18 protein-coding genes are annotated in these 23,244 nt (G+C 69.3%); 9 read left to right on the forward strand and 9 right to left on the reverse strand.

What is annotated here, in order from left to right:
* Positions 1–230: 230 nt before the first annotated feature.
* Positions 231–3,125, reverse strand: coding sequence for an ATP-binding protein (locus tag SLUN_RS30355; RefSeq protein ID WP_254708434.1), 2,895 nt, complete (start codon positions 3,123–3,125; stop codon positions 231–233).
* 289 nt (positions 3,126–3,414) lie between these two features.
* Between SLUN_RS30355 and SLUN_RS30360 the strand changes: the two genes are divergently transcribed.
* Positions 3,415–4,380, forward strand: a complete 966-nt coding sequence (locus SLUN_RS30360; protein ID WP_108153149.1) for a LysR family transcriptional regulator — start codon at positions 3,415–3,417, stop codon at positions 4,378–4,380.
* A 99-nt stretch (positions 4,381–4,479) separates the two neighbouring features.
* Here SLUN_RS30360 and SLUN_RS30365 read toward each other — a convergent pair whose 3' ends face one another.
* The 8 genes from SLUN_RS30365 to SLUN_RS30395 all read right to left on the reverse strand — a co-directional run bounded on the left by SLUN_RS30365 (position 4,480) and on the right by SLUN_RS30395 (position 13,886).
* Positions 4,480–5,676 carry a M6 family metalloprotease domain-containing protein gene (locus tag SLUN_RS30365; protein ID WP_108153150.1) on the reverse strand — a complete coding sequence of 399 codons (1,197 nt, stop codon included), beginning with the start codon at positions 5,674–5,676 and terminating at the stop codon, positions 4,480–4,482.
* Positions 5,677–5,711: 35 nt separating this feature from the next.
* Entirely contained in the window at positions 5,712–6,992 is a 1,281-nt protein-coding gene (locus SLUN_RS30370) for an alpha/beta fold hydrolase (RefSeq protein WP_108153151.1), read from the reverse strand.
* The gene (locus SLUN_RS30375; RefSeq protein ID WP_108153152.1) at positions 6,989–7,975 is read right to left on the reverse strand and encodes an ABC transporter ATP-binding protein; all 987 of its coding nucleotides are present in this window, start codon (positions 7,973–7,975) and stop codon (positions 6,989–6,991) included. The genes SLUN_RS30370 and SLUN_RS30375 overlap by 4 nt, the downstream gene beginning before the upstream one ends.
* Entirely contained in the window at positions 7,972–8,817 is an 846-nt protein-coding gene (locus SLUN_RS30380; RefSeq protein WP_108153153.1) for an ABC transporter ATP-binding protein, read from the reverse strand. The genes SLUN_RS30375 and SLUN_RS30380 overlap by 4 nt, the downstream gene beginning before the upstream one ends.
* A complete protein-coding gene (locus SLUN_RS30385; protein ID WP_108153154.1) occupies positions 8,814–9,806 on the reverse strand; it encodes an ABC transporter permease in 993 nt (330 codons plus the stop codon). The genes SLUN_RS30380 and SLUN_RS30385 overlap by 4 nt, the downstream gene beginning before the upstream one ends.
* A complete protein-coding gene (locus tag SLUN_RS41620) occupies positions 9,803–10,747 on the reverse strand; it encodes an ABC transporter permease (RefSeq protein WP_257153819.1) in 945 nt (314 codons plus the stop codon). The genes SLUN_RS30385 and SLUN_RS41620 overlap by 4 nt, the downstream gene beginning before the upstream one ends.
* Positions 10,744–12,405: an ABC transporter substrate-binding protein gene (locus SLUN_RS41625; protein ID WP_254709873.1), complete on the reverse strand. Its 1,662-nt coding sequence runs from the start codon at positions 12,403–12,405 to the stop codon at positions 10,744–10,746. The genes SLUN_RS41620 and SLUN_RS41625 overlap by 4 nt, the downstream gene beginning before the upstream one ends.
* Before the next feature lie 254 nt (positions 12,406–12,659).
* Positions 12,660–13,886, reverse strand: a complete 1,227-nt coding sequence (locus tag SLUN_RS30395; RefSeq protein WP_170146621.1) for a metallopeptidase domain-containing protein — start codon at positions 13,884–13,886, stop codon at positions 12,660–12,662.
* Between the two features lie 406 nt (positions 13,887–14,292).
* On the opposite strand from SLUN_RS30395, the gene SLUN_RS30400 reads away from it, so the two are divergent.
* From SLUN_RS30400 to SLUN_RS30435, 8 genes are all read left to right on the forward strand, one after another.
* Positions 14,293–14,859 carry an ATP-binding protein gene (locus tag SLUN_RS30400; protein ID WP_254709872.1) on the forward strand — a complete coding sequence of 189 codons (567 nt, stop codon included), beginning with the start codon at positions 14,293–14,295 and terminating at the stop codon, positions 14,857–14,859.
* Between the two features lie 440 nt (positions 14,860–15,299).
* Entirely contained in the window at positions 15,300–16,694 is a 1,395-nt protein-coding gene (locus SLUN_RS30405; RefSeq protein ID WP_108153155.1) for an NAD-binding protein, read from the forward strand.
* Positions 16,695–16,873: 179 nt separating this feature from the next.
* The gene (locus SLUN_RS30410; RefSeq protein WP_108153156.1) at positions 16,874–18,028 is read left to right on the forward strand and encodes an NAD(P)/FAD-dependent oxidoreductase; all 1,155 of its coding nucleotides are present in this window, start codon (positions 16,874–16,876) and stop codon (positions 18,026–18,028) included.
* A 26-nt stretch (positions 18,029–18,054) separates the two neighbouring features.
* Positions 18,055–18,369, forward strand: coding sequence for a (2Fe-2S)-binding protein (locus SLUN_RS30415; RefSeq protein ID WP_108153157.1), 315 nt, complete (start codon positions 18,055–18,057; stop codon positions 18,367–18,369).
* The gene (locus tag SLUN_RS30420; protein WP_108153158.1) at positions 18,350–19,813 is read left to right on the forward strand and encodes an FAD/NAD(P)-dependent oxidoreductase; all 1,464 of its coding nucleotides are present in this window, start codon (positions 18,350–18,352) and stop codon (positions 19,811–19,813) included. Before SLUN_RS30415 ends, SLUN_RS30420 begins: the two co-directional genes overlap by 20 nt.
* A 71-nt stretch (positions 19,814–19,884) precedes the next feature.
* The gene (locus SLUN_RS30425) at positions 19,885–20,793 is read left to right on the forward strand and encodes a dihydrodipicolinate synthase family protein (protein ID WP_108153159.1); all 909 of its coding nucleotides are present in this window, start codon (positions 19,885–19,887) and stop codon (positions 20,791–20,793) included.
* 29 nt (positions 20,794–20,822) lie between these two features.
* A complete protein-coding gene (locus tag SLUN_RS30430; RefSeq protein ID WP_108153160.1) occupies positions 20,823–21,827 on the forward strand; it encodes a proline racemase family protein in 1,005 nt (334 codons plus the stop codon).
* Positions 21,824–23,206, forward strand: a complete 1,383-nt coding sequence (locus SLUN_RS30435) for an aldehyde dehydrogenase family protein (protein ID WP_108153161.1) — start codon at positions 21,824–21,826, stop codon at positions 23,204–23,206. Before SLUN_RS30430 ends, SLUN_RS30435 begins: the two co-directional genes overlap by 4 nt.
* The last annotated feature ends 38 nt before the right edge of the window (positions 23,207–23,244 follow it).

Consider the following 23,244-nt stretch of genomic DNA (forward strand, 5'->3'; position numbering starts at 1 on the left):
GTATGCGGCCGGTGATTCCAGGAGACGGAGAGAAGGCGGCCAAGTCCATCGCCGGACGAACACAGTCCGGTCACCGATGGCGGCCCGTACCGGGGATCCCTGGGTAGGGGGTACCGCCCGTGGAATGGAACGCTACGTAGTACAGAGCCCACGTGTGCCTACTGGGCCGGCCGCAGCGGCCGAAGCCGGGGTAGGGGCCGGGTGGCACACGCATGAGGTACCGCGGCGACTTATGGGTTGTTGGTGGTCAGGGCGTCGCGGACGGCTTGGCGACTGGTGACGCCGAGTTTCTTGAGGACGCTGGCCACGTGGTGTTCTGCGGTGCGGGGGGAGAGGAAGAGGGCATGGGCGATGTCGCGGTTGGTGGCGCCGGTGGCGAGAAGGCCCGCGACTTCCTGCTCGCGGGGGGAGAGCTGCCCGCCGTAGCCGCGGCGTCCGACCGAGGGGCGAGCTTCGCCGAGGTCTCGCAGAGTGCGCCGGCAGCGGGCGGCGTCGAAGGTGGCCCCCAGGCGCCTGTAGGTCTCGTCGATCTCTGTCAGGTCCTGCGCGGCACGGTGAGGCGTGGTGGGGATCAGGGTGCGGGCGGCGTGTTCGGCGGCCTGGGCTGCGGGGTAGGGGCGGCCGATGCCCTGGAAGGTGGCGCGAGCACGGTCGAAGTGATCGCGAGCCCGGGCCGGGTCGTCGTCGCGCAGAAGCAGTCCGAGGCAGAGGTGAAGGTGGGCGATGGCGGCAGGCGCGTCATGGCCTTCGGTTGCGCGCTCGAACTCCCTGGTCAGCTCCGTGGCCGACTCGGGCCGCCCGGTGGCCAGGGCGGCCTCAACGGCGACCGGAACCACGGCTGAGGATCTGAGCCAGGGCCCGTTGTTTCGCAGGCTGTCCGTTGCCGGGGCGCTGATCGCCCACGCTGCCTCGGGCTCACCCTGGGCAAGCCTGACCCGGCCGATACCGGCGGCCGCATCAGCGCTCCAGACCGCGTAGTCACCCGCGTCTCTCGCGGTGGTGTACCTCTTCAGGGCCTGGCTCCACTGTCCGCGCGCCTCGGCGAGCGCCCCCAGAACCAGCGATCCCTCGATCTCCAGCATCTGGATGTCCTGGATCTGATCGAACAAGGACGCGTAGGCGGCCTCCAGGTCGCCCCAGGCGCCCTCGTACCAGGCGAGTTCCTGGCGCAGAACGCGGCAGATGGCGTCAAGATGCGGGGCACCGGTGCGGTGGGCGAGTTCCTGGCTCTGTTCGAGCAGGGCGCCGACCCGATCGTCGTGGCCGAGATCCAGCGCGGCGTCGGCCGCGTTGTACAGCGCCCTGGCGGTCTGCCTCAGAACGGCCAGGTCTCTGCCTTCCCGGGGCAGGCGGTCGACCAGCTCCCACACCTCCGGATGTCCGATCTGGGTCAGCACCGCGATCTTGTCGGCGTGCACCGTGGCCCGCGCCGCCTCATCGGGGCTGGCCTGCACCGTGCGCTCAGCGCGCTCGATCCAGGCCAGCGCTTCCGCGGCGGGCTGCCCTCTGAACGTCGCGAACAGGGCTATATGACTCATGGCGTGCGCCGCTGTCTCGGGCCGCTGCTCGCCGAGTTCCTCGATGGCGTTTTCGAGTTCCCGAATGCCTGCCGGATCGCCGGCCTGACTGGTGAGGATGAGGCCGAGTCCGACGCGGATCTCACCGCGGGTGGCGGTGGGCAGTTGAGGGTCGGCCAGGATTCGTTGCAGGACCGCCACCGATGCCGTGTACTCGACGCTGTACGTGGCGGTGCGGCTCAGGGCCAGGGCTACGCGGGTACGCACGTCCTCATCCAGCCCGGGTTCGGCGAGGATGGCGTGCAGAAGAGCGGCGGCGGTGCCCTGGTCACCCAGCCCGAGCGCCTGAGCGGCGGCCGCCTCGGCCTGTGTGAGCCAGCCCTCCTGGTCGCCCAGGGCACGGAAGTGATGGGCGATCTGCACCAGCGGGGGACTGTCCACTGTGCGCAGGGCCGCGATCGCCTGCTCATGCAGGCGGCGACGCCGCGGACCCGGGATGGTCTGGTAGGCGGCCTGCTGGGCGAGAGCGTGGCGGAACCCGTACTGCATCGGCTGACTCTCGCGCAGCACCGCGGCGCCCAGCACCTCCATCAAGGCCTCCATGCCCTGTTCGGGGTCGAGACCGGCGACCTGAGTCAGCACGGGTTCGGCGGTGGGCACCGCCAGCACCGCGGCGGCCTCCACCACTGCTACGGCCGGCGCCGCCAGGCCTCGCACCCGTGTGGTGACCGCCTCCCGCAGTCCTCGAGGCACCACCGCCTGGTCGAGCCTGGTCACCGGATCGACCACCTCCACGCTCAGGTAGCCCCGATGTCCCTGTTCACTCAAGGTGATCAGGTCCTCCTCGACCACCAAGGGCAAGCCCGCACTGCGCTCGAACAGGATGCGGCCCAGTGCGTGAGTGGCGCGCGGGCCCATGGCGGCAGCGGTCAAGGCATGGATGTCGGACTCGGTCAGCGGTGCCAGGTGGATCTCCGCGCCGCTGGTGCCCGGCGGGCGGCGATAGGCCGCGCCCAGGACAGGTGCGCGCGGCGGCAGCTCCTCCTGCCGGTAGGTGAGCACCAGGCCCAGGTGCGGTGGCAGGTCGCGGGCCAGGAGAAGGAGCAGCTCGCGGGTGGCTTCGTCCACCCAGTGCAGATCCTCGATGACCAGGATCGCAGTGCCGCAGGCCTCCAGGACCGCGCGCACCGCCCGTACCAGCTGGTAGCGCTCAGCCCCGGTCTCCTGCACGTCGGCAGGGGCGGGAGGCAAATGGTCGGTCAGTTCCGGCAGCAGCGGCGACAGCACGCCGGCCAGCGGGGACATCTCGGGGGCCGACGGCAGGTAGGGGCCGGCCTGGCGAAGAGCGTCGATGACCGGCCCATAGGGAAAAGGTTCGCGCAGCGGGTGGCAGGACCCGTACAGGACCCGCCCGCCCTGGCCGACCAAGTCGACGGTCACCTCGCTGACCAGGCGGGACTTGCCGACCCCAGCCTCTCCCTCGATCAGTACCACTGCGGGTGGATGCTGCAGAGCGCCCCGCAGCAGACCGGACTCCCGTCGACGGCCCACAAAGGCGAAACCCCCGCCGCCCGCGGCGCGGGGGCTGGGATCGAGACCCATCATCATGACGCACCCAGCCGTTCACCACGGCCACGGGCCGGGCGGCTGCCCGTTACATCCCGCATCTTCCCGCAACCTCGTAGACACCACGCTAATCCAGCTCCCGAGAAGCGCGAAAGGGACGACCGTCAGATGATCGCGGCCTCGTTGATCAAGAAGACTCTCGCTTTCGGCCCGGGCGCAGTGTCCTCGCGCTTGCCTCGGGCGTCTGCATGAATCGCATGTGACATTTCACATGCTACTAACGGTGTCCCTCCCCTGTTCGGGAGCCCCTGCCGTCCTTAACATCCGCGCCATGGATCTCGAGGTACGGCATTTGCGAGTGATCTGCTCGATTGCGGAGGCCGGGAGTCTCACCCGCGCCGCTGCATCGCTGGGCATGACCCAGCCAGGGCTCAGCGCCCAGCTGCGGCGCATCGAGATCATGCTGGGCGGGGCGATCTTCGACCGTGGACAAGCCGGTGCCGTCCCCACAACGTTCGGCGAGCTGGTGCTCACGCGAGCACGTGCCATCCTGCCGGGTATCGACGGCATGCTTGCCGACACCGCCCGCGCCGCGCGCTGCCGAACGACACCCGACCGCGTCCGCCTCGGATCGGTGGGCGCCCCGGTGCTTGCCGATCTCATCGTGGCGGTAAGGGAGTTGACGCCCCGATCGGAGGTGACGGTCCGATGCCAGTACTCCCCGTCGCCACTACTCGACGACCTCGCCGCGGGACGCCTGGAGGGCGCGGTCCTCGGTGACAACCCTGGCCAGGAGCTCTCGCCACGCGATGAAGTCGTACTGCGTCCACTGGCCACCGAGCCCGTCTTCGCCCTGCTCCCGTCCGCCCACCCGCTCGCAGAGCAGGAAGAGGTGAGCCTGAACCAGCTCATCGAGGAGGACTGGGCCGTGCCCCACCCGGACACCGACCGCACCCGGGAATACTGGGCGTCCGTCTTCGCCCTGGCGGACCGCCAACCGAAGACGCCCTTCGAGGCGGAGGGCCGGCAGCTGATCGAGCTCGTACGAGCGGGCCTGGCCGTCAGCCTCTGCCAGGCCACGTTCATCGCGGTGCCCGGCGTCGCGGTCCGCCCTCTCGCCGGGAATCCGATCTGGTACCGCCATGTGCTCGCCTGGCGTCGCGACGGCCCGCTCGCCGCACACGGCGACGAGATCTTCCGCAGGGTCGGCAACGGCTATCAGGCCACCTGCGCCGCCACTCCGGCGTACGCACGGTGGCGCGAACGCCATCCGCGCTCGGTGCGGCTGCTGGACTGAACCACTGCCCGGCCGCCGACCCCTGGGGCGACGGGGTACGGGCAGTGGCCGCGGTGGATGGCGACCGAGGACACTACGGTCGCCATCCACCGCAGCGGCCTACTGCTTGGTGATCGATATGTCGTCGTGGAGAGGACTGCTGCTCTTGACGTCGATCCGGACTCCGGTGGTGGGATCGGTGAAGGACTGTCCGGGTCGGAACGCGGCCATGTCCAGCGGCAGGCAGCCCGACGGCGGTGTGGCCTCGGGGTTGCCGTTGACGACCTGGATCGGACCGTAGCCCGTCTGGGTGGACGAGTCGACCTTGTAGATGAGCACTCCGGTCGAACACGCCTTGGCATCGCCGCGGATGGCCCTGCGGGACTCGGCGACGTACGCGGTGGTCTCGCCGGTGCGGATCACCGCGATCTTGGTTCCGCCGGGGCTCTCGACGGCCTTCAGGTGGACGGCGCGGCTGCCGCCCGCGGAAAGGCAGGCGACCTGGTTGTCGTCGATCCAGCCGAACTTCCAGCGATGCCAGCCGACGTGCGCCGGGGCGGGACCGGCGATATTGCCCATGAGGTCCCAGCCGTGGACGTAGCGGTGGTAGTCGGTGCCGGTGAAGGCATACAGGTCGGGCAGCCCGAAGATGTGGCTGGTCTCGTGGTTGACGACCTTGTGGCCCCAGCGCCACATGTCCTGGCCGAACGTCACCCCCCACTTGACGCGCTTGCCGTCGGCGACGATGCCGGCAGTGGCGGGGTCGTACAGGTAGGTCGGGGAGAACTTGATCGCCTTCGCGGCCTTGGTCGGGACGATGTAGACCATGTCGTACTGGGAGAAGTCGACATCCGGATCAGCGGCCTGGACCGCCTGACGCACGTACAACTCGTGCTCTTCGAAGGTGATCCCGCGGTCGAAGCCGTAGGTGGTGGATTCCTGCGGCATCCGCAGCCAGCGGTCCACCGGGGTGATGTCGAGCTTGACTCGCCCGTAGGAGTCCTTCTGCATCCAGTCGGCCGCCGGGGCGAGTTCGTCGTAGTAGCCGGCGGTGGAGTCGGTGGCCTGGGCGTCGGGAAAGTCGACGAACAGCATCAGCGCGTGCTTGGTGCCGATGGGCCGCTGGAACTGGTTGTAGTCGGTGTCATGACCCTCGTCGGTCCAGCCTGTCCTGCCGGGGAGAGCGCAGTCGGCGGGGGAGGTGGTGGTGGCCGGGTGCTCCGAGACGGCACTCGCCACTGGGGTGGCCACCGCCAGGGGGATGAGCACGGTCAACGCGACTCCGAGCCGCCGGACCTTGCGGGTGTGTCTGTGCATTTCCTCAATTCCCTTCTTGCGGTGGCTGCCGGACGTCAGGTGCGTCCGGCAGCCATGTTCATAAGGCGGGCCAGGACGCGGTCACCGGAGGCGGTGACCCCGTCGTGTTCCCACTCGTTGGTGACCCAGGCGCGCACCGCTCCGACCGAGTGCGCGGTCTGCAGCGACAGGTCTGCGTCCACGTACATGTCGTCGTGGTAGATCACCGCGGCCACGGGTACCTGGTTGGCCGCCAGCCGTGGCAGGTTGTAGAGCTCGGGCCAGTCGGACCGTTCGGCCAGCAGCTCGACCGCCTCCGCGAAGGGGCGCAGGCCCGCGATCTCCCCGAACATCCAGGGGTAGAACATCTCGCTGGTGAACAGCAGCGGATCGGCTTCCTCGTCGAACTCCGGGAAGGCGGCCATGAGGCGGGCGGCCGCCCAGTCGGCAGGCTTGCCTCCCTGGCCGTAGATGGATTCCTGCAATACGGCGAAGAGCGGGTTGTCGGCGAAGGCGGTCAGATTCATCACCTGGTACAGGAATGTCGCCGACAGCTCGCCGTCGGGGCCGAACGCCTCGTCCAGCAGCCAGTGCAGGCGTTCCAAGCCGTCACCCATGCCCAGCATCAGGCCGAGGGTGCGCAGCCGCCGCACGGTGAGCTGGTCGCCGTCGGGGAGTTGGACGGTCCCGCGGTCCAGGAGATCCGCGATCCGCCGGATCAGTTCACGATCACCGGGACAGCGGTCGTAGTAGGCGGTCACCTTGTCCCTGACCCGTGGATAGGTCGCGGCGTAGACGTCGTCGGCGGTGACGTCCAGTCCGGGCAGTCCGCCGGTGACGTAGCAGGCGCGCAGCCCGTCGGGGGCATGCGAGAGGTAGGTGAGGGTGATGAAGCCGCCGTAGCTCTGGCCGAGCGTCTCCCACGGCTCGCCGCCGCACAACTGATGCCTGATCAGTTCCGCATCCGCGACGATCGAGTCGGCGCGGAAAAAGGCGAGATGGTCGGCCAGCGCCCGGCCGGAGGAGAACCGCTCGGCCGATCGGGCAGTCACCGGGGTGCTGCGTCCGGTACCTCGCTGGTCCATCAGCAGCACCCGGTGGGTCTTGAGCGCATGGCTGAGCCAGCCGGCCGTGGCGTTGAGCGGCCGCGGCGACTTGCCTCCCGGCCCGCCCTGCAGATAGAGCAGCCACGGCAGCTTCTTCCCGGCCAGGGCCGGGTCGGCCAACTCCCGTACGAACACCTCGATCGAGGCGCCGGTGGGGTCGGCGTGATTGAGCGGAACCGTGACGACGTGATCGGTCACCGCGAGCCCGGGGAGGCGATAGGTGCGGCTCATGGGGTCCTCCCTGCCGAGAGCGGCTCGGGGTAGTGGCAGGCGACTTCCTGGCCCGGAGCGATCAACCGCAGGGCGGGCCGCTCGGCGATACAGCGCTCGGCCGCCCTGGGACACCGGGTGCGGAACGGGCAGCCGCTGGGGGGATTGAGCGGACTGGGCAGGTCGCCCCCGAGCACGATCCGCTCGCGGGACCGCTCGGCGTCCGGGTCGGGCAGGGGCACCGCCGACAGCAGGGCATGGGTATAGGGGTGCGCGGCCCGATCGAACAACGTGGCCCGGTCGGCCGTTTCCACCACCGTGCCGAGGTACATGACGGCGATGCGGGTACTGATCTGGCGGACCGCCCCGAGGTCGTGCGCGATGAACACGTAAGCGAGCCCGTAGTCCTCCTGAAGATCCTTGAGCAGGTTGAGGATCTGCGCCTGCACCGACACGTCGAGCGCGGAGACCGGCTCGTCGCAGACCACCAGCTTCGGCCGCAGCGCCAGCGCCCGGGCGATACCGATGCGCTGGGCCTGACCGCCGGAGAACTCGTGCGGATAGCAGTCGGCGTGCTCCGGCCGCAGCTCCACCCGCTTCAGCAGGTGCTCCACCGGCTCGTCCGGCGTGAGCCCTTGGTAGCGGAACGGAGCAGCCAGGATCTGCCGGACGGATTTCCGGGGGTTCAGCGATGAGAACGGATCCTGGAAAATCATCTGCAGGTCCCGGCGGACCGGACGTATCGCCGACTCGTCCATCGAGGTCAGGTCCCGGCCGGCCATGCGGATCGTGCCGGACGTGGGCTCGATCAAGCGGGTGATCAACCGGGCGACCGTCGACTTTCCGCAGCCGGACTCGCCGACCACGCCGAGCGTCTCCCCGGCCTCCACCCGTAGCGATACACCGTCAACTGCCGTGACATGACCGGCAAGCCGCCGGGTCAGGCCGTGCCGTACCGGGAAGTGCTTGACGAGGTCCTGGACTTCGAGCAGCGGTGCGTTCACGGCGTCACCTCCGGTGTTCCGACCGGTGCCGCGACCGGCGTGTGCAAGGTGGGAAGACGGTGCGGCAGCGGCCCGTCGACGCGTGGCACGCAGGCGAGCAGACCCTTGGTGTAGGCGTCCCGCGGCCGGTAGAACACATCGCGTACCCCGCCTCGCTCAACCGCACGGCCGCCGTACATCACGACAACCTCGTCGGCCAGTCCGGCAACCACCCCCATGTCATGGGTGATGAGCATGATTGCGGTGCCGGACTGCTCCCGCAGTTCCCGGAGCAGCTCCAGGATCTGGGCCTGTACGGTCACATCGAGCGCGGTGGTCGGCTCGTCGGCGATGAGCAGGTCGGGCTCCAGGCACAGCGCCATCGCGATCATCACCCGCTGCCGCATGCCGCCGGAGAACTCGTGCGGGTAGGCGCGGGCACGCCGCTCGGGCTCGGGGATGCCGACCCGGTCCAGCATCCGCACCGCGACGCGGTGGGCCTCGCGGCGCCCGGCCCCGCGGTGCGCCCGGTATGCCTCGGCGATCTGGAACGCCACCGGATAGTAGGGGTTCAGGCAGGACAGCGGATCCTGAAAGATCATCGCGATCCGGTCCCCGCGCAGCTTGCGCAGCGCACGTCGGCCCAATCCCGTCAGATCCTGTCCGTCGAACCGGATTTCACCGGTGACGCGGGCGTCCGGCAACAGACCGAGGACCGCAAGGCTGGTGACGGACTTTCCGCTGCCCGACTCACCGACCACGCCGAGCACAGCGCCGGCTTCCAGATCCAGGTCCAGTCCGTCCACGGCACGTGTCCCGGAACCGAAGTCCACGGTCAGATCACGTACTGTCAGCAACGTCATCCCACGGCCCTCACTCTCGGGTCAAGGACCGCGTAGACCAGGTCCACAACGACGTTGGCGAGCACCACGAAGCACGCGGCGAACAGGGTCACCCCGAGGATCACCGGCTGGTCAGCGCTGTTGATCGCGTCGGCCGCGAGCTTGCCCACGCCGGGCAGGCCGAACACCGACTCGGTGATGAGTGCGCCGCCGAGCAGCGCACCGAGGTCCATCCCGAAGATCGTCACGATGGGCATCAGCGCTGGGCGCAGCGCATGCCGACGCATCACCGTGGGCTCGGGCAGGCCCTTGGCGCGGGCGGTGCGGACGTAGTTCTGACCCAGGCTGTTGAGCATCTCGATGCGGGTGATCCGGGCGTAGACCCCGGCGTAGAGCATCGCCAGCGTGATCCACGGCATGATCATCGATTGCGCCCAGCCGAGCGGGTCCGCGGTGATCGGGACCGCCTGCGGATAGGGCAGCAGCCCGAGCTTGACGACGAGCAGGTACTGCAGCACCAGGGCGGTGAAATAGATCGGCAACGAGACGCCACCGAGCGCGGCCGTCATCGCCGCCCGGTCCCACACGCTGCCGCGGCGCAGCGCGGACAGCACGCCCGCCGTGACGCCGACGGCCAGCCACAGCACTGCCGCGCCCACCGCGATCGAGATGCTGATCGGCAGCCGGTGAACAAGCAGCTGCCAGACCGGCTCATTCGTCTGGAAACTGAACCCCAGACAGGGGAAGGGACACGTCACGGCCTGTTCACCGGTGCCGTAGCTCCGGCCGGCCACGATGCCAACGAGGTAGTCGCGGAACTGCACAAGGAGCGAGTGGTCCAGGCCGAGCGTCGCGCGGATCTGCGCGATCCGCTCCGGGCTGCACGCCTTGCCGCAGGCCCCCAGTGCGGGATCAGCGGGCATCAGGTAGAAGATCGCGAAGGTGGTGCCGCAGATCACCAGCAGGATCGTCGCCGTTGCGGCCAGTCTGCGCAGGACATAGAGAATCATCGTCGCCGGCTCCGGGGGTCGAGTGCGTCCTGTATCGCGTCGCCCAGCACGTTGAAGGCGAGCACGGTGATGAACAGGAAGACGCCTGGGATCAGGAAGTAGACGGGGTCGGCGGCGTACCACGGCACCGCGGAGGCGATCATCTGGCCCCACGAGGGGGTGGGCGGGGCCACCCCGACACCGAGGAAGGACAGGCCCGCCTCGGTGGCGATGCAGCTGGGGATCGCCATGGTCGCCACGACGAGGATCGGCCCGGTCACGTTGGGCAGCACCTCCCGTACCAGGAGGACGCGCCGGGAGGCGCCGAGCACCCGGGCGGCCGCGACGAACTCCCCGCGGGCCAGCACCATCGCCTGCCCGCGCACGATCCGCCCGACGTACGGCCAGCCGAAGAAGCCGAGCACGACGACCAGGAGCAACTGCCGGTCCACGCCGGGCGCCGCGGAGATCAACGCGATCATGAAAATCAGGCTGGGGAACGACATCAGCAGGTCCATCAGCCGGCCGACGAGGGCGTCGGTCCAGCCGCCGAAGTACCCCGCGGCCAAGCCCAGCGCCGTTCCCAGCACCACCGACAGACCGGTGGCGAGCATGGCGATCAGCAGCGAGACCCGCGCGCCGTACACGACACGGGCGAGGATGTCCCGGCCGCTGCCCGGCTCGACTCCGAGCCAGTGCGTGGTGCTGATCCCGCCCGCCGTTCCTCGCGGCAGTCCACCGAGTGCCGGATCCACCGCATCGGAGTGGAACTCGGTCGGCGACGTACCGGCTGCCCAGGTGATCAGCGGGGCCGCGAGTGCGATCAGGACGAGTGCGACAACCACCGTGAGCGCGGCCGCCGCGGACGGCTGCTTCAACAGCCGCCGCAACAGGGACACTTGGTGCCGTCCGACGCGGTGTGTCACGTCGGACGGGACCGAGGTGGGGAGCGTCGTGGTCACTTGCGCAGCCCCAGGGAGACCAGATCCAGACGTCCGACGTAGGCGGTGTGCCCGTACGCCCCGGCGACGTTGGGCCCCACGAGGACGGCCGCCTTGTCCCAGAGGAACGGCACGACCGGCGCGTCCCGCATGATCTGCTTGGCCAGCTCGCCGTAGGCCGTCGCGGCGGACGCCGGATCGCGCACCTTGGCGATCTCGTCGATCCGCGCGTTGACCTTGCCGGAGTTGTACTGCGAATGGTTGTTGTTGCCCTCCGCGGTGATCTGTCGGCCGTCGAACACGATCGGCAGGTAGGTGGAGGCGCCGGGCCAGTCGGGCGTCCAGCCGTCGATCACCAGGTCGTGCTCCTGGGCCGTGTTGCCCACCGTGCTGTAGTACGCCGACGAGCTGATCGCGTTGATCTTCACCGTGATGCCGGCCCGGGCCAGGGATGCCTGGACCGCTTCGGCCTGCGTCTTGCCGGTGGCGGTTGCCGGAGTGTCGAGGGTGAGAGCCAGGCCCGGGGCGTGACCGGCATGTGCGAGCAGCGCCTTGGCCTTGGCCGGATCCCCCTTGCCGTCCGGGCTCGGGTACGGGTCCTCGGAAACGGAACCGGGCAGCGACGGCGGCAGCAGAGTGGTGGCCAGCTCCCCTGCGATGGGGCCGCCCCGAGCGGTGCGCAGCGCGTCCTTGTCCAGCGCGTATGCGATCGCCTGCCGCACCCGGACGTCGTCCAGCGGCTTGTGCTTGGTATTGATGCTGAGGAAGCGCGTGTTGATCGATTCTCCGCTGACCAGTCGCTGACGCACTGCCGGGTTGGACATCACCGGCCCGATGGAGGCGGCACCGACCGGCTCGAGAGCGACCGCGTTGGCGTCCTCGCCCCCAGCGGCGATGAGCCGCTGGTCGATCACGGCCGGATCCAGATTGAGATCGATCACGATCTTGTCCGGGAGTCCCTTGCGCACCGAGTCGGTGTCCGGACTCCAGTGGGTGTTGCGGACGAGTGTGAGCTGCTTCTTGGCTTCGAAGTTCTCGATCTTGTACGGCCCGGAGGAGAAAGGCCTGGAGTCGTACTTGACGCCGTTGTCCTTGTCTCTCGGTACCGGGGCGAACATCGGCAGCGACACCGCGGAACCGAAGTCGGCCACCGGGCGGTTGAGCTTGAAGACGATCGTCTTGTCGTCGGGGGTCTCGATCGAGGCGAGCCCGTGCTTGTCCTTGTAGGGGCCCTTGTACGCCTTGCCGCCCGCCAGCCAGATCCGGCCGTACGGCGGGCCTTCGGGCAGCTCCGCGGCGAACGTCCGCTCGACCCCGTACTTGATGTCCTGGCTGGTGATGGGCCGGCCGTCCTCGAACTTCACCCCTGCCCTGAGAGTGAAGGTCCAGCTTCGGGCGCCATCGCCGGGTCGCCCGTTGTCCGTCGCCAGGTCCGGCACGATCTTGCCCCCGGCCCGGCCGGGTGCTGCCGCGAACGTCGTCAGCGTCCGGTAGACAAGCCGGCCGACGTCCTGGGACGAGGTGACGTAGTTGCGGGCCGGATCGAGGTGCTCCAGGTCGATGCTGGACAGCACATGAAGTGTGCCGCCCTTGGCCGCAGCCTTGGCCTGCCCACCGTCGCCGCCCTGGCCGGTTCCCCCGCAACCGGCCACGGCGACGAGCCCAAGGGCCGCCGTCATGACCATCCTGGCTCGTCGTGTTCTCACAACAGACTCCCTTTGCCATGTGACATTTCACAGAGTGGGGACAAGGTTGAATGCGACCAGTCCTTACGGCTAGCTCCCATATCTCCATAACTTCGCGTTATGGAGCCTGGCCCCGGCGCTGCCGGGTCGACTGCCGAGAGCGCTCGACGGCACGCCGGGGGCGGTGTGGCGGCGCATGCCGCGCCGACCACACCGCCCGTTGACCAGAAGCAACCCGCGCTATGCGGTCACCACTTGTAGGTCCAGACCGTGTCGTTGAACGAGTCGGAGCTGTTCACGTAGATCCGGATGCGGGCGGTGTCGTCCTGGAACGACTGGCCCGGCTTCCAGGTCTGCATGTCCAGCGCGGTGCAGTTCCCGGTGGGTGCGGCGGCGTTGGGGTTGCTCACCACGCGGACCGGTCCACTGCCGCTGGCGACCGAGGTGTCGACCTTGTAGATCAGTACGCCGGTGGCGCAGGCGTTGGAGTCGTTGTTGGCGGCCTTGCGGGACTCGGCGACGTAGGCCGTGGTGGCGCTGGTCCTGATCACCGCCAGCTTGTAGCCGCTGCCCCCGTACTCCACCCCGTTCAGGGTGGTGGAGTACGTGCCGTTCGTTGACAGACAGGAGACCTGGCTGTCGGTGATCCAACCGAACTTCCACGCGTGCCAGCCGAGGAACTGCGGGGCCGGGCCGCTCACCTTGCCCATGACGTCCCAGCCGCCGACGTACTGGTGCTGATCGCCGTTGAACGCGTAGAGGTCGGGCAGGCCGAAGGTGTGGCCGGTCTCGTGGGCGGCGACCTTGTAGCCCCAGTGCCACATGTCCTGTCCGAAGGTCACCGCCCACTTGATCGTCACCCAGGCGTTCGTCGCCTTGTTCCAGACCCAGGTCGGATTGGCGGGGTCCTGGACCCAGGTGGGGGTGTGAGTGATCGCGGCCGCGGTGCTGGTCGGCACGATGTGGAACGTGTCGTAGTTGGCGAGGTTGACGCCTGCGTCGGCGGCACCGGCGAGCGCGTCCTTCACATATATCCGGTGCGTGTCCCAGGAGAACCCGCGCGCCCAGTTGTAGTCGGTGGAGTTCTTCGGCATGCGCACCCAATTGCCGTGTGGGGCCTGCATGTCCAGCCAGGTCTTGCCGTTGGAGGCATTCCACAGCCAGTTGGCTGCGCCGGAAATCTGGTTGTAGTAAGGGGTGAGAGGCGTGGTGGTCCCGACGGCGTCGGGGAAGTCCACGTAGATCACTCCTACGCGCTTGGTGCCGACCGGGTTCTGGAACCGGTTGTAGTCGGTTTGCTGGCCCTCATCGGTGTAGCCGGTCGTCCCCTGGAGCGCACACGCGGAGGTGCTCCCGTTGAATGCATGGGCGGGGCCGGCGGGGACGGTGACCAGGGCAAGCAGAGCAAGCAGGGCGGACAGGACGATCAGGGGCGCCGCGGGGAGTGGGCGCCGCGGCTTGGTCGAAGAGCGCAAGGTATGCCTCCGGGGGGAGTGGTCCGGGCTCGGGCCCGGCAGCTGCGACCTTCCCGGGATCGCGCCGGCGTCGGAGGTTCAACCTCCGGATCAACTGGGCGATCGCGGAGCGTACCTGCCCGTCCGGGCTGGGTGCCGCCTGGAATTACCGCTGAGCAGGATCCGCTTGAATGTCGGTCAGGGGACATGGTGCGGGCCGGTCAGCGCCTCGGGCAGCTCTCACCTGTTCATCACATGGCGTTATGAACCTGGAATTCCGCTGCCTGTGGCGCACCGTACGTGCATGCCCGGTCACTGCTTGAGAGCCCCATTTGACTACCGCCATGCGCTACCCATCGTTTCCTCCACTTAATGGGTGCGCTTACGCGTTGATCTCTTAGTGGCCGTCGGCGTTCTGTGGAGACAGATGTTCAGGACATCCGGAATGCGAAAGGGCGGCAAGATCATGACGATCAATGAAGTGGACGGCCCGCTGATCGGCCGCCCGGCCCACGGCCTGGCCCACCTCACCCGCCTGGTTCCCAGGCCATACCGAGGTGAGACCAGGTCTCAATGGTTCGATCGCCACCCGGCCTCCGTGGCCGCCGCTCGGAGTTTCACCCGCGACACCCTGGTCGAACAGCCCCTTGAGGAATCGGAAACCGTCGAGCTGCTCGTCAGCGAACTGGTTACCAATGCTGTGCGCCACGGAGCCGGGCCGATCCTGCTCAGTGTTACTGTCCGCGGCACGTCACTGCGGTGCGAAGTCACTGATGCGCATCCGGCTTTCCCCTGTCCCAAGGCAGCCGGCGCCGACGACGAATCCGGTCGAGGCATGCAGTTGCTTCATGAGCTGTCCCACCGCTGTGGCGTCCGTCCGGCTCACCGAGGAAAGACGGTCTGGTTCGAGCTGCAGGCTCATGGCCTGGCCGAAGCCTCCGTCCCGACACCGCTTTCGGCCCCGCCGCTGAAGTGCCAGTCGGCAATCGCATAACTCCGGTTATGGGCTTTCGAGATCTCCCCGACGGCGCACCAGTGGCCAGATGCTGAGCGAGCCACGCCGCTCGGACACTGTGCCTCCTTACCGGTTTCACCCACGAGCCGAGGGCAGGTCGACGCCCACGGACAGTACCTTCCGCATGAGGGAGAACGGCTGCCTGGCAGTCCCTGAAGCTCTGGCCTCCATGGTCGGCCGGGACGCTCATAACCACCTCGTGATGGGAGTACCGATGAGCATTGCCTGCGATCCCGCAGAGACGGCCAAGACCGGCCCTGGCGCCGGCGGGCAGCGGCCTTTGACGGACGTTCGGAACACCGCCGCTGCACCCCGATCCGCCGACACGCATGACTCCGCATGCCATTGCGGGCAGTGGTTGGTCTGCTGCGACGGTTGCGAGGCCCTGCGTTGCCTTGATTGCGACCCCTACCGTTCCGATGACTGCAACTTCGGCCTCTGAGCCTTCCCGCGGCGGCGCCGCTACCGAGGAGGACCCGGCCGGTGGCTCACTCCCGACGGGAGGTGGACCGGGAAAGTGCTTCATCGTCGTCGGGAGCGACGTGGCGCGCAGGGTCTGCGGCTCGTTGAAGTCGGCCGGTCACCAGGTGTGCCACCTGGCTCAGCCCACGGACGAGGATCTGCGCCGGGCGCTGGATCGGGAGGTGGCAGGCGTCGCGATCCTGCTCGATGACGATGTCGAGTCCCTGCGCTATGCCCTTGCAGTGGAGCATATTCGTCCAAACGTCCCGCTGGTGGTGACGATCTTCGACCGGACGGTTGCCGAGCAACTGGTACGCGTGGTCCCGAACTGCCGGGTCACCTCCCCGGCGGATGTCGTCGCGCCGACCTTCCTGGCCGCATGCGTCGAGTCCGGCCTACTGGCCCTCACCCGGACCTCTTCCGGCCACGTCGCCGCCCGCCTGGAGGGGGACAGTGTCCGCCTCGAGCCCTACAGGCCACCGCGCTCCCTGAGGTATCGGGCACGGCTGGGGAGGATGCGGGGGCAGCTTCGGCCGCACGACAGCAGTTCGCGGATCACGCTGACGGGCCTCGCCGGGCTTCTCGCGGTGCTGTTCCTGGACTGGCTCTGGTCTGTGACTCTCCACCACCGACCGCCGATCGAGGCCCTGTTCGGGGCGGCGCGAACGGTGTCGACGGTCGGCCCCGTGTCCGCGCACGGTTCGGACGCGTATTTGGTGTTCTCCAGCGTCTCGATGCTCCTCAGCATCGTGTTCACCGCCGTGTTCACCGCAGGCCTGATCGATCGTCTGCTGGCTCCGCGTTCGGTCGGCATCGTGGGTCCCCGGGCCCTTCCTCGGGCGGGCCATGTGGTGGTCGTCGGGCTGGGCCAGGTGGGTCTGCGGCTCTGCACCCAGGTACAGGACCTGGGCATCGGCGTGGTCGCAGTGGAGCGGGACCCGGCAGCTCCCAACCTCCGGCTGGCCAGGGCGCTTGGCGTGCCCGTCGTCGTCGCGGACGCGACGGACAGGTTCGTGCTGCGCGAACTCGGCCTCCACAAGGCGCAGGCGATGGCCGCCGTCGCCTCGGACGACTTGGACAACATCGCGGTTTCCGTGGCCGCGCTGGCGGTCGCGCCTGATCTGCGCGTGGTCATGCGCGCAGGCGACCACGAGGCCATCGCAGAGACCCGTTCGTTGTTCAGGATCGGCCTCGTCCACGACCTCAACAGCCTGTGTGCCGCGTACACGAGCGCAAGCCTGTGCGGACTGCAGCCGCGCGGCGTGGTGGCACACGGAAAGCGCCTCCTGGTGGAACGTGCGGACGGAGACTTCGTGCCCTGGCCACAGGCGGACCGGTGCGGCCATGAGTAGTTCTCAGGTTCCAGGACGTCCAATGCGAGAAGGGCGTCGGCCCGGGCGCTGCGGGCGTGCGTCGTATCAGGGCGCCCGACGCCGTCGAGGCGTGTACGGGTGCTTTGCCGGAGGGTTCATCCGAAACCGGTCGCATGAAACCCTTGATAATGGGCTGTGCAATGTGAAATATTACTGCTGTGCCCACGAAAAGAACCCCGGACGTCATCGTCGTCGGAGCGGGCGTGGTCGGCGCGGCCTGCGCCTACTACGCAGCGCGCGCCGGCCTGACCGTCACCGTGATCGACCGTGGCCCCGTCGCGGGCGGCACCACGGGTGCCGGGGAGGGCAACTTGCTGGTCTCCGACAAGGAGCCCGGCCCCGAGCTCGACCTTGCCCTTCTCTCCACCGCGCTGTGGCGAGAGCTGGCCGAACTGCTCCCGCCGCAGATCGAGTACGAGCCCAAAGGCGGCCTCGTCGTGGCCTCGGGTGAAGCCGGGATGGCAGCGTTGCGCGACTTCGCGGCCGGACAGGAGAAGGCCGGTGTCCGGGCGGAGGAGGTCGCAGAAGACAGGCTGAACGACTTGGAGCCGCATCTGGCCCCCGGCCTGGCCGGTGGCTTCCACTATCCGCAGGACGCCCAGGTCATGCCGGCTCTGGCTGCCGCCCATCTGCTGCGGGCGGGCGGCGATCGGGTGCATCTCAGGCTCGGCGAGCAGGTCACCGGTCTGCTCACTGCGGCAGAGGGAGAGGTGCGGGGGGTTCGGACGACGGCCGGTGACCTCCATGCCCCGTACGTGGTCAACGCGGCCGGCACGTGGGGCGGTGAATTCGCCCGGCTCGCGGGCGTCGAGCTCCCCGTCCTGCCCCGCCGCGGCTTTGTCCTCGTCACGGAGCCGCTGCCGCGTGTGGTGCGGCACAAGGTGTACGCGGCCGACTATGTTGCCGACGTCGCCAGCGGCTCGGCGGCGCTGCAGACCTCGGCGGTGGTCGAGGGCACCCGGGCGGGCCCCGTCCTGATCGGTGCCAGCCGGGAACGGGTCGGCTTCGACGTCACGCTGTCGACCGAGGTGCTGCGCCGCTTGGCGGCCCAGGCCACCGCACTGTTCCCGTTCCTGGCCCGGGTCCGGGCGATCCGGACGTATTCGGGGTTCCGCCCCTACCTGCCCGACCATCTGCCGGCCATCGGACCGGATCCGCGGGTGCCCGGCCTGCTGCACGCCTGCGGTCACGAAGGCGCGGGGGTCGGTCTCGCCCCGGCCACCGGGCTGCTCATCGCGCTGGCCATGGGCGGTGGTGAACTTCCCCTGGACATGGGGCCGTTCAGCCCTGCCCGCTTCGACGTTGCCGTCTGACCGTCCGCTATGAGAGGAGGCCCGCAGTGGCCCGCACCCCCGCCGAACTGGTTGGGGCGAACCCCGGCCCGTCGTTCGAGATCACGATGGACGGCCGTCCGGTCACCGCCCTGCCCGGGCAGTCCGTCGCCGCAGCCCTGTGGTCCGCGGGCATCCTCGCCTGGCGCACCACTCGCCACACCGACCGCCCGAGGGGTGCCTTCTGCGGCATAGGACAGTGCTACGACTGCCTTGCCACCATCAATGGGGAGCCCAACCGCAGGGCCTGCCTGGTGCCTGCCCGCCCCGGCGACGTGATCATCACCCAGGAGGGACACGGCCATGCCCGCCTCAGCGTCTGACCCGTACGACCTCGCGGTGATCGGAGCGGGCTCCGCGGGTCTCGCAGGTGCCGTCACCGCCGCCGAACTCGGCCTGTCCGTCGCCCTGTTGGACGGATCGCCGCAGCACGGCGGACAGTTCTACCGGCATCCCGCGCCCAGTATGGGGGCTGCGCGGCCCGAGGCCCTGCACCACGACTGGGCTGCCTTCGCCGAGCTGCGCCGACGCTTGGAGCGGAGCGACGTCAGCCACCTGTCCGGACACCATGTCTGGACGGTCACCAAGGAGGATCACGGTCCCTGGGCGGTGCACGCCGTCACCGGTGTCGACGGCACCGCGGAGCGGTCGGTGAGGGTGCGGGCCCGAACGGTCCTGCTCGCGACCGGGGCGTACGAACGTCAACTGCCCTTTCCCGGCTGGACCCTGCCGGGTGTCGTGGGTGCCGGGGGAGCGCAGGCCATGCTCAAGTCCGGCCTGGTGCTGCCCGGTAAGCGCGTTGTCGTGGCGGGCAGCGGCCCCCTGCTCCTCGCGGTCGCCACCTCGCTCGCCGCCGCCGGCGCGCAGGTCCCGGCCGTGATCGAGGCGTCCGGCTATCTGGGATACGCACGCCATCCCCGCGCGCTCGCGGCCAACCCGCACAAACTGGTCGAGGCGGCGGTCCACGGTGCCGCTCTGCTGCGGCACCGGGTGCGGCTGCGCACCCGCAGCGCGGTCACCGAGGTGCACGGCACCGACCGGGTGGAGGCCGTCACCGTCACCCGGCTCGACCGCGACTGGCGGCCCGTACGGGGGGCGAGCCGGCAGATCGAGTGCGACGCGCTCGCTGTGGGGCACGGCCTTGCACCGCAGATCGAACTGGCCACCGCACTCGGCTGCGCCACCCGCCCCGTGGCTGACGGGACATCCGCCCTGGCCCTGGACGGCCTTCAGGAAACCTCGGTGCGTGGCCTCTGGGCGGCGGGGGAGACCGGGGGCATCGGTGGCGCGCAGCTCGCCCGCTCGGAGGGGGAGCTGGCCGGGCTCGCGGCAGCCGGCAGACTGTACGGGCACCCCGTCCGCGAGGAGCGCGTTCGCGCGCTGCAACGTCGCCGGGACCGGATGCGGGCCTTCGCCGATGCGATGGCCATCAGTCATGCACCGGCAGCGGGCTGGACGGGCTGGCTGACCGGCGACACGGAAGTGTGCCGCTGCGAGGAAGTGACCGCAAGAAGCATCCGCGAAGCCGTCACCGACTTCGGGGCCCGCGACGCACGCACCGTCAAACTCCTCACCAGGGCCGGCATGGGCTGGTGCCAGGGGCGGATGTGCGGGGCTGCTGTGGCTTGCCTCGCGGCACGCGAAGGCGCCGTGGAACCACCTGCTGAACGCCGTCCGTTCGCTGTGCCCGTTCCGCTCTCGGCACTCGCTTCGCTCGACGAACCCACCGGGATCCGGCCCGATGCCGCCCCGGGCGTCGACGACTGACCCGCGGTCCGCCCTTGTGGGCGCCGCAAAGCCCTAGTAAAATGTCACATATTATAGAAGGGTTCACTGCCATGACCGCCACCACCTGGAACAACACCCGCCCCTGGCGCGGGATCATGGTCGCCACGGCTCTGCCCCTGCGCGACGATCTGTCCGTCGACTACGACGCGTACGCCGAGCACGTCCGCTGGCTGATCGAGCACGGCTGCGACGGCGTCGTACCGAACGGCTCTCTCGGCGAGTACCAGACCCTCACCGACGAGGAGCGGGCCCGTGTGATGCGCACCGCGGTCGATGCGGCGGGCGACGGCGCGCGGGTCATGCCCGGAGTCGCCGCCTACGGCAGCGCCGAGGCCCGACGCTGGGCGGAGCTGGCGGGCGAAGCGGGCTGCGGATCGGTCCTCCTGCTGCCCCCGAACGCCTTCCGTGCCGACGAGCAGGCCGTCCGCGCCCACTACACCGAGGCCGCGAAGGCGGGGGTGCCGGTCGTCGCGTACAACAATCCCATCGACACCAAGGTGGATCTGACGCCCGGGCTGCTGGCCCGGCTGCACCAGGACGGCAGCATCGTCGCGGTCAAGGAATTCAGCGGTGATGTACGGCGCGCGTACCAGCTCGCCGAACTCGCCCCGGAGCTCGACCTGCTGATCGGTGCGGACGACGTCCTGCTCGAACTCGCCGTGGCCGGTGCGGTCGGCTGGATCGCCGGATACCCCAACGCCTTCCCCACCACCTGCGCCGAGCTGTACAACGCCGCCGTCGCCGGTGACCTGGACACCGCCCTGCCGCTCTACAAGTCCCTGCACTCGCTGCTGCGCTGGGATTCGAAGACGGAGTTCGTCCAGTGCATCAAGCTGTCCATGGACATCGTCGGCCGCCGCGGTGGCCCCACCCGCCCGCCGCGCTTCCCGCTCACGGGGGAGATCGAGGCCGAAGTCCGGGCCGACACCGAGAAGGCCGTCGCCGACGGCCACCGCTGACCGCAACCCCGCTGCCGAAAGGACTCATCGTGCGTACGCGTCATGTCTTCCACGCCGTCGATTCGCACACCGAGGGCATGCCCACGCGGGTGATCACGGGTGGCGTCGGTGTGATCCCCGGCGCCACCATGGCCGAGCGCAGGCTCCACTTCATCGAGCACCTCGACCACATCCGGACGCTCCTGATGTACGAGCCGCGCGGACACTCCGCCATGAGCGGCGCCATCCTCCAGCCGCCCACCCGCGCCGACGCCGACTTCGGCGTCCTCTACATCGAGGTCTCCGGGCTGCTGCCGATGTGCGGGCACGGCACCATCGGGGTCGCCACCGTCCTCGTCGAGACGGGCATGGTGCCCGTGACCGAGCCGATCACACCGGTGCGGCTCGACACACCGGCCGGCCTTGTCACCGTCGACGTACGCGTACAGGACGGTGCGGCGAAGTCGGTCACGTTCACCAACGTGCCCGCGTTCTGTGCCGGCCTGGAACGCAAGGTGGACGTCCCGGGGTACGGGAGCGTCACCTACGACCTCGCCTTCGGCGGCAACTACTACGCCTTCGTCGAACTCGGCGCGTTGGGGCTGCCGTTCGACCGCGCACGCAAGGACGACCTGCTGGCCGCAGGGCTGGCCGTCATGGATGCCATCAACGCGTCCGCGGACCGGCCCGTCCACCCCGAGCAACCGGAGATCGCCGGGGTCAAGCACGTCTATCTGGCCGCCCCCGGCTCGGACGCCCACCACTCGCGGCACGCGATGGCCATTCACCCGGGCTGGTTCGACCGCTCGCCCTGCGGCACCGGCACCTCGGCACGGATGGCACAGCTGCACGCCCGCGGTGAACTGCCCCTGGACCGTGACTTCGTCAACGAGTCCTTCATCGGGACCAGCTTCACCGGCCGACTGGTCGCCGAAACGGAGGTCGGCGGGCTGCCCGCCGTGGTACCGACCGTCACCGGCCGCGCCTGGATCACCGGCACCGCCCAGTACTTCCTCGACCCGGACGACCCCTTCCCCGGAGGATTCCTCCTGTGACCACCACCGTACCTTCCGTCACCTCCCGCAATCCGGCCGATCCTTCCGACGTGCTCGTGCAGATACCGGCCCCCGGAGCCTTCGCCACGGTGGATGCCGTCGAGCGGGCCCGCGCGGCCCAGCCCGGCTGGCTGATCGGCGGTGCTGCCGCCCGTTCGGCCGCCCTGGGCGCGGTCGCCGCCGCCATCGAGGCGGCTGCGGACGAACTGTCCGCCCTCGCTGTACGTGAGGTCGGCAAGCCGCTCGCCGAGGCGCGCGCCGAGGTCGCCAGGACCGTCGCGATCTGGAGATACCACGCCCAGGCCCCCTACGAACCCACCGGCACCGTCCACGAAACCGCCGTCGGCCCGGGCCTGCTCCTGACCCGCCGCCGTCCATATGGTGTCGCCGGCCTCATCACCCCCTGGAACTTTCCGTTCGCCATTCCGAGTTGGAAGGCGGCTCCGGCGCTCGCCGCGGGCAACACGGTGGTCCTCAAGCCCGCCCCCGAGGCGACGGCCTGCGCCCAACGCCTCGCCTCCATCGTCGAGCAGATCCTGCCGGCTGAGGTGTTCACCGTGCTGCCCGGCGGAGCGACCGAGGGCAACGCACTCGTCTTCGCCGCAGATGTCGTCTCCTTCACCGGCTCGACGACCGTCGGCCAGGCGGTCGCGCGTGCCGCCACGGCCCGGGGTATCCCGGTCCAGGCCGAGATGGGTGGCCTGAACGCGGCCATCGTCCTCCCGGACGCGGACATCGAGCAGGCCGCGGTCCACATCGCCGCCTCGATCGCCGGATACGCGGGCCAGAAGTGCACGGCCACCAGTCGTGTGATCGCGGTCGGCGCGGCCATCGACCCCCTGCGTGATGCGCTCTCGGAGGCCCTGCGCTCGGTGTCGGTCGGTGACCCGGCCGACCCGGCCACCGCGTGCGGGCCGCTCATCGACGAACATGCTCGCGATCAGGTCAGCAGTGCCTGGGGCGGGCTCTCGGTACTCACGGGCGGAACCGTGCCCGACCTCCCCGGCTGGTACGCGGCCCCGACGCTGGTCGAGAAGGTGCCCCCGGGTCACCGGCTGCTGCGCGAGGAGGTCTTCGGCCCGGTCGCGGCCCTGCTGCCCGCCGACGATCTCGCCCACGCGGTACGGATCACCAACCTGGTCCCGTACGGCCTGGTCACCTCGGTCCACTCCGCCGGCCTGGACGCGGTCCTGCACGGGCTGGACCAGCTCGACACCGGAATGATCAGGGTCAACGCCCCGTCCACCGGCGTCGACTTCCATCTGCCGTTCGGCGGCGCCAAGGCATCCAGCCACGGACCGCGGGAGCAGGGCCGCGCCGCCCTGGAGTTCTACACCTCCAGCCGTACATACACCCTGTCACCTGCAGGAACCATGTGACATTGTAAGCTGGCGATCCGCTTTGGCATGAAGGGATC

Source organism: Streptomyces lunaelactis (assembly GCF_003054555.1).
Lineage (GTDB): Bacteria > Actinomycetota > Actinomycetes > Streptomycetales > Streptomycetaceae > Streptomyces > Streptomyces lunaelactis.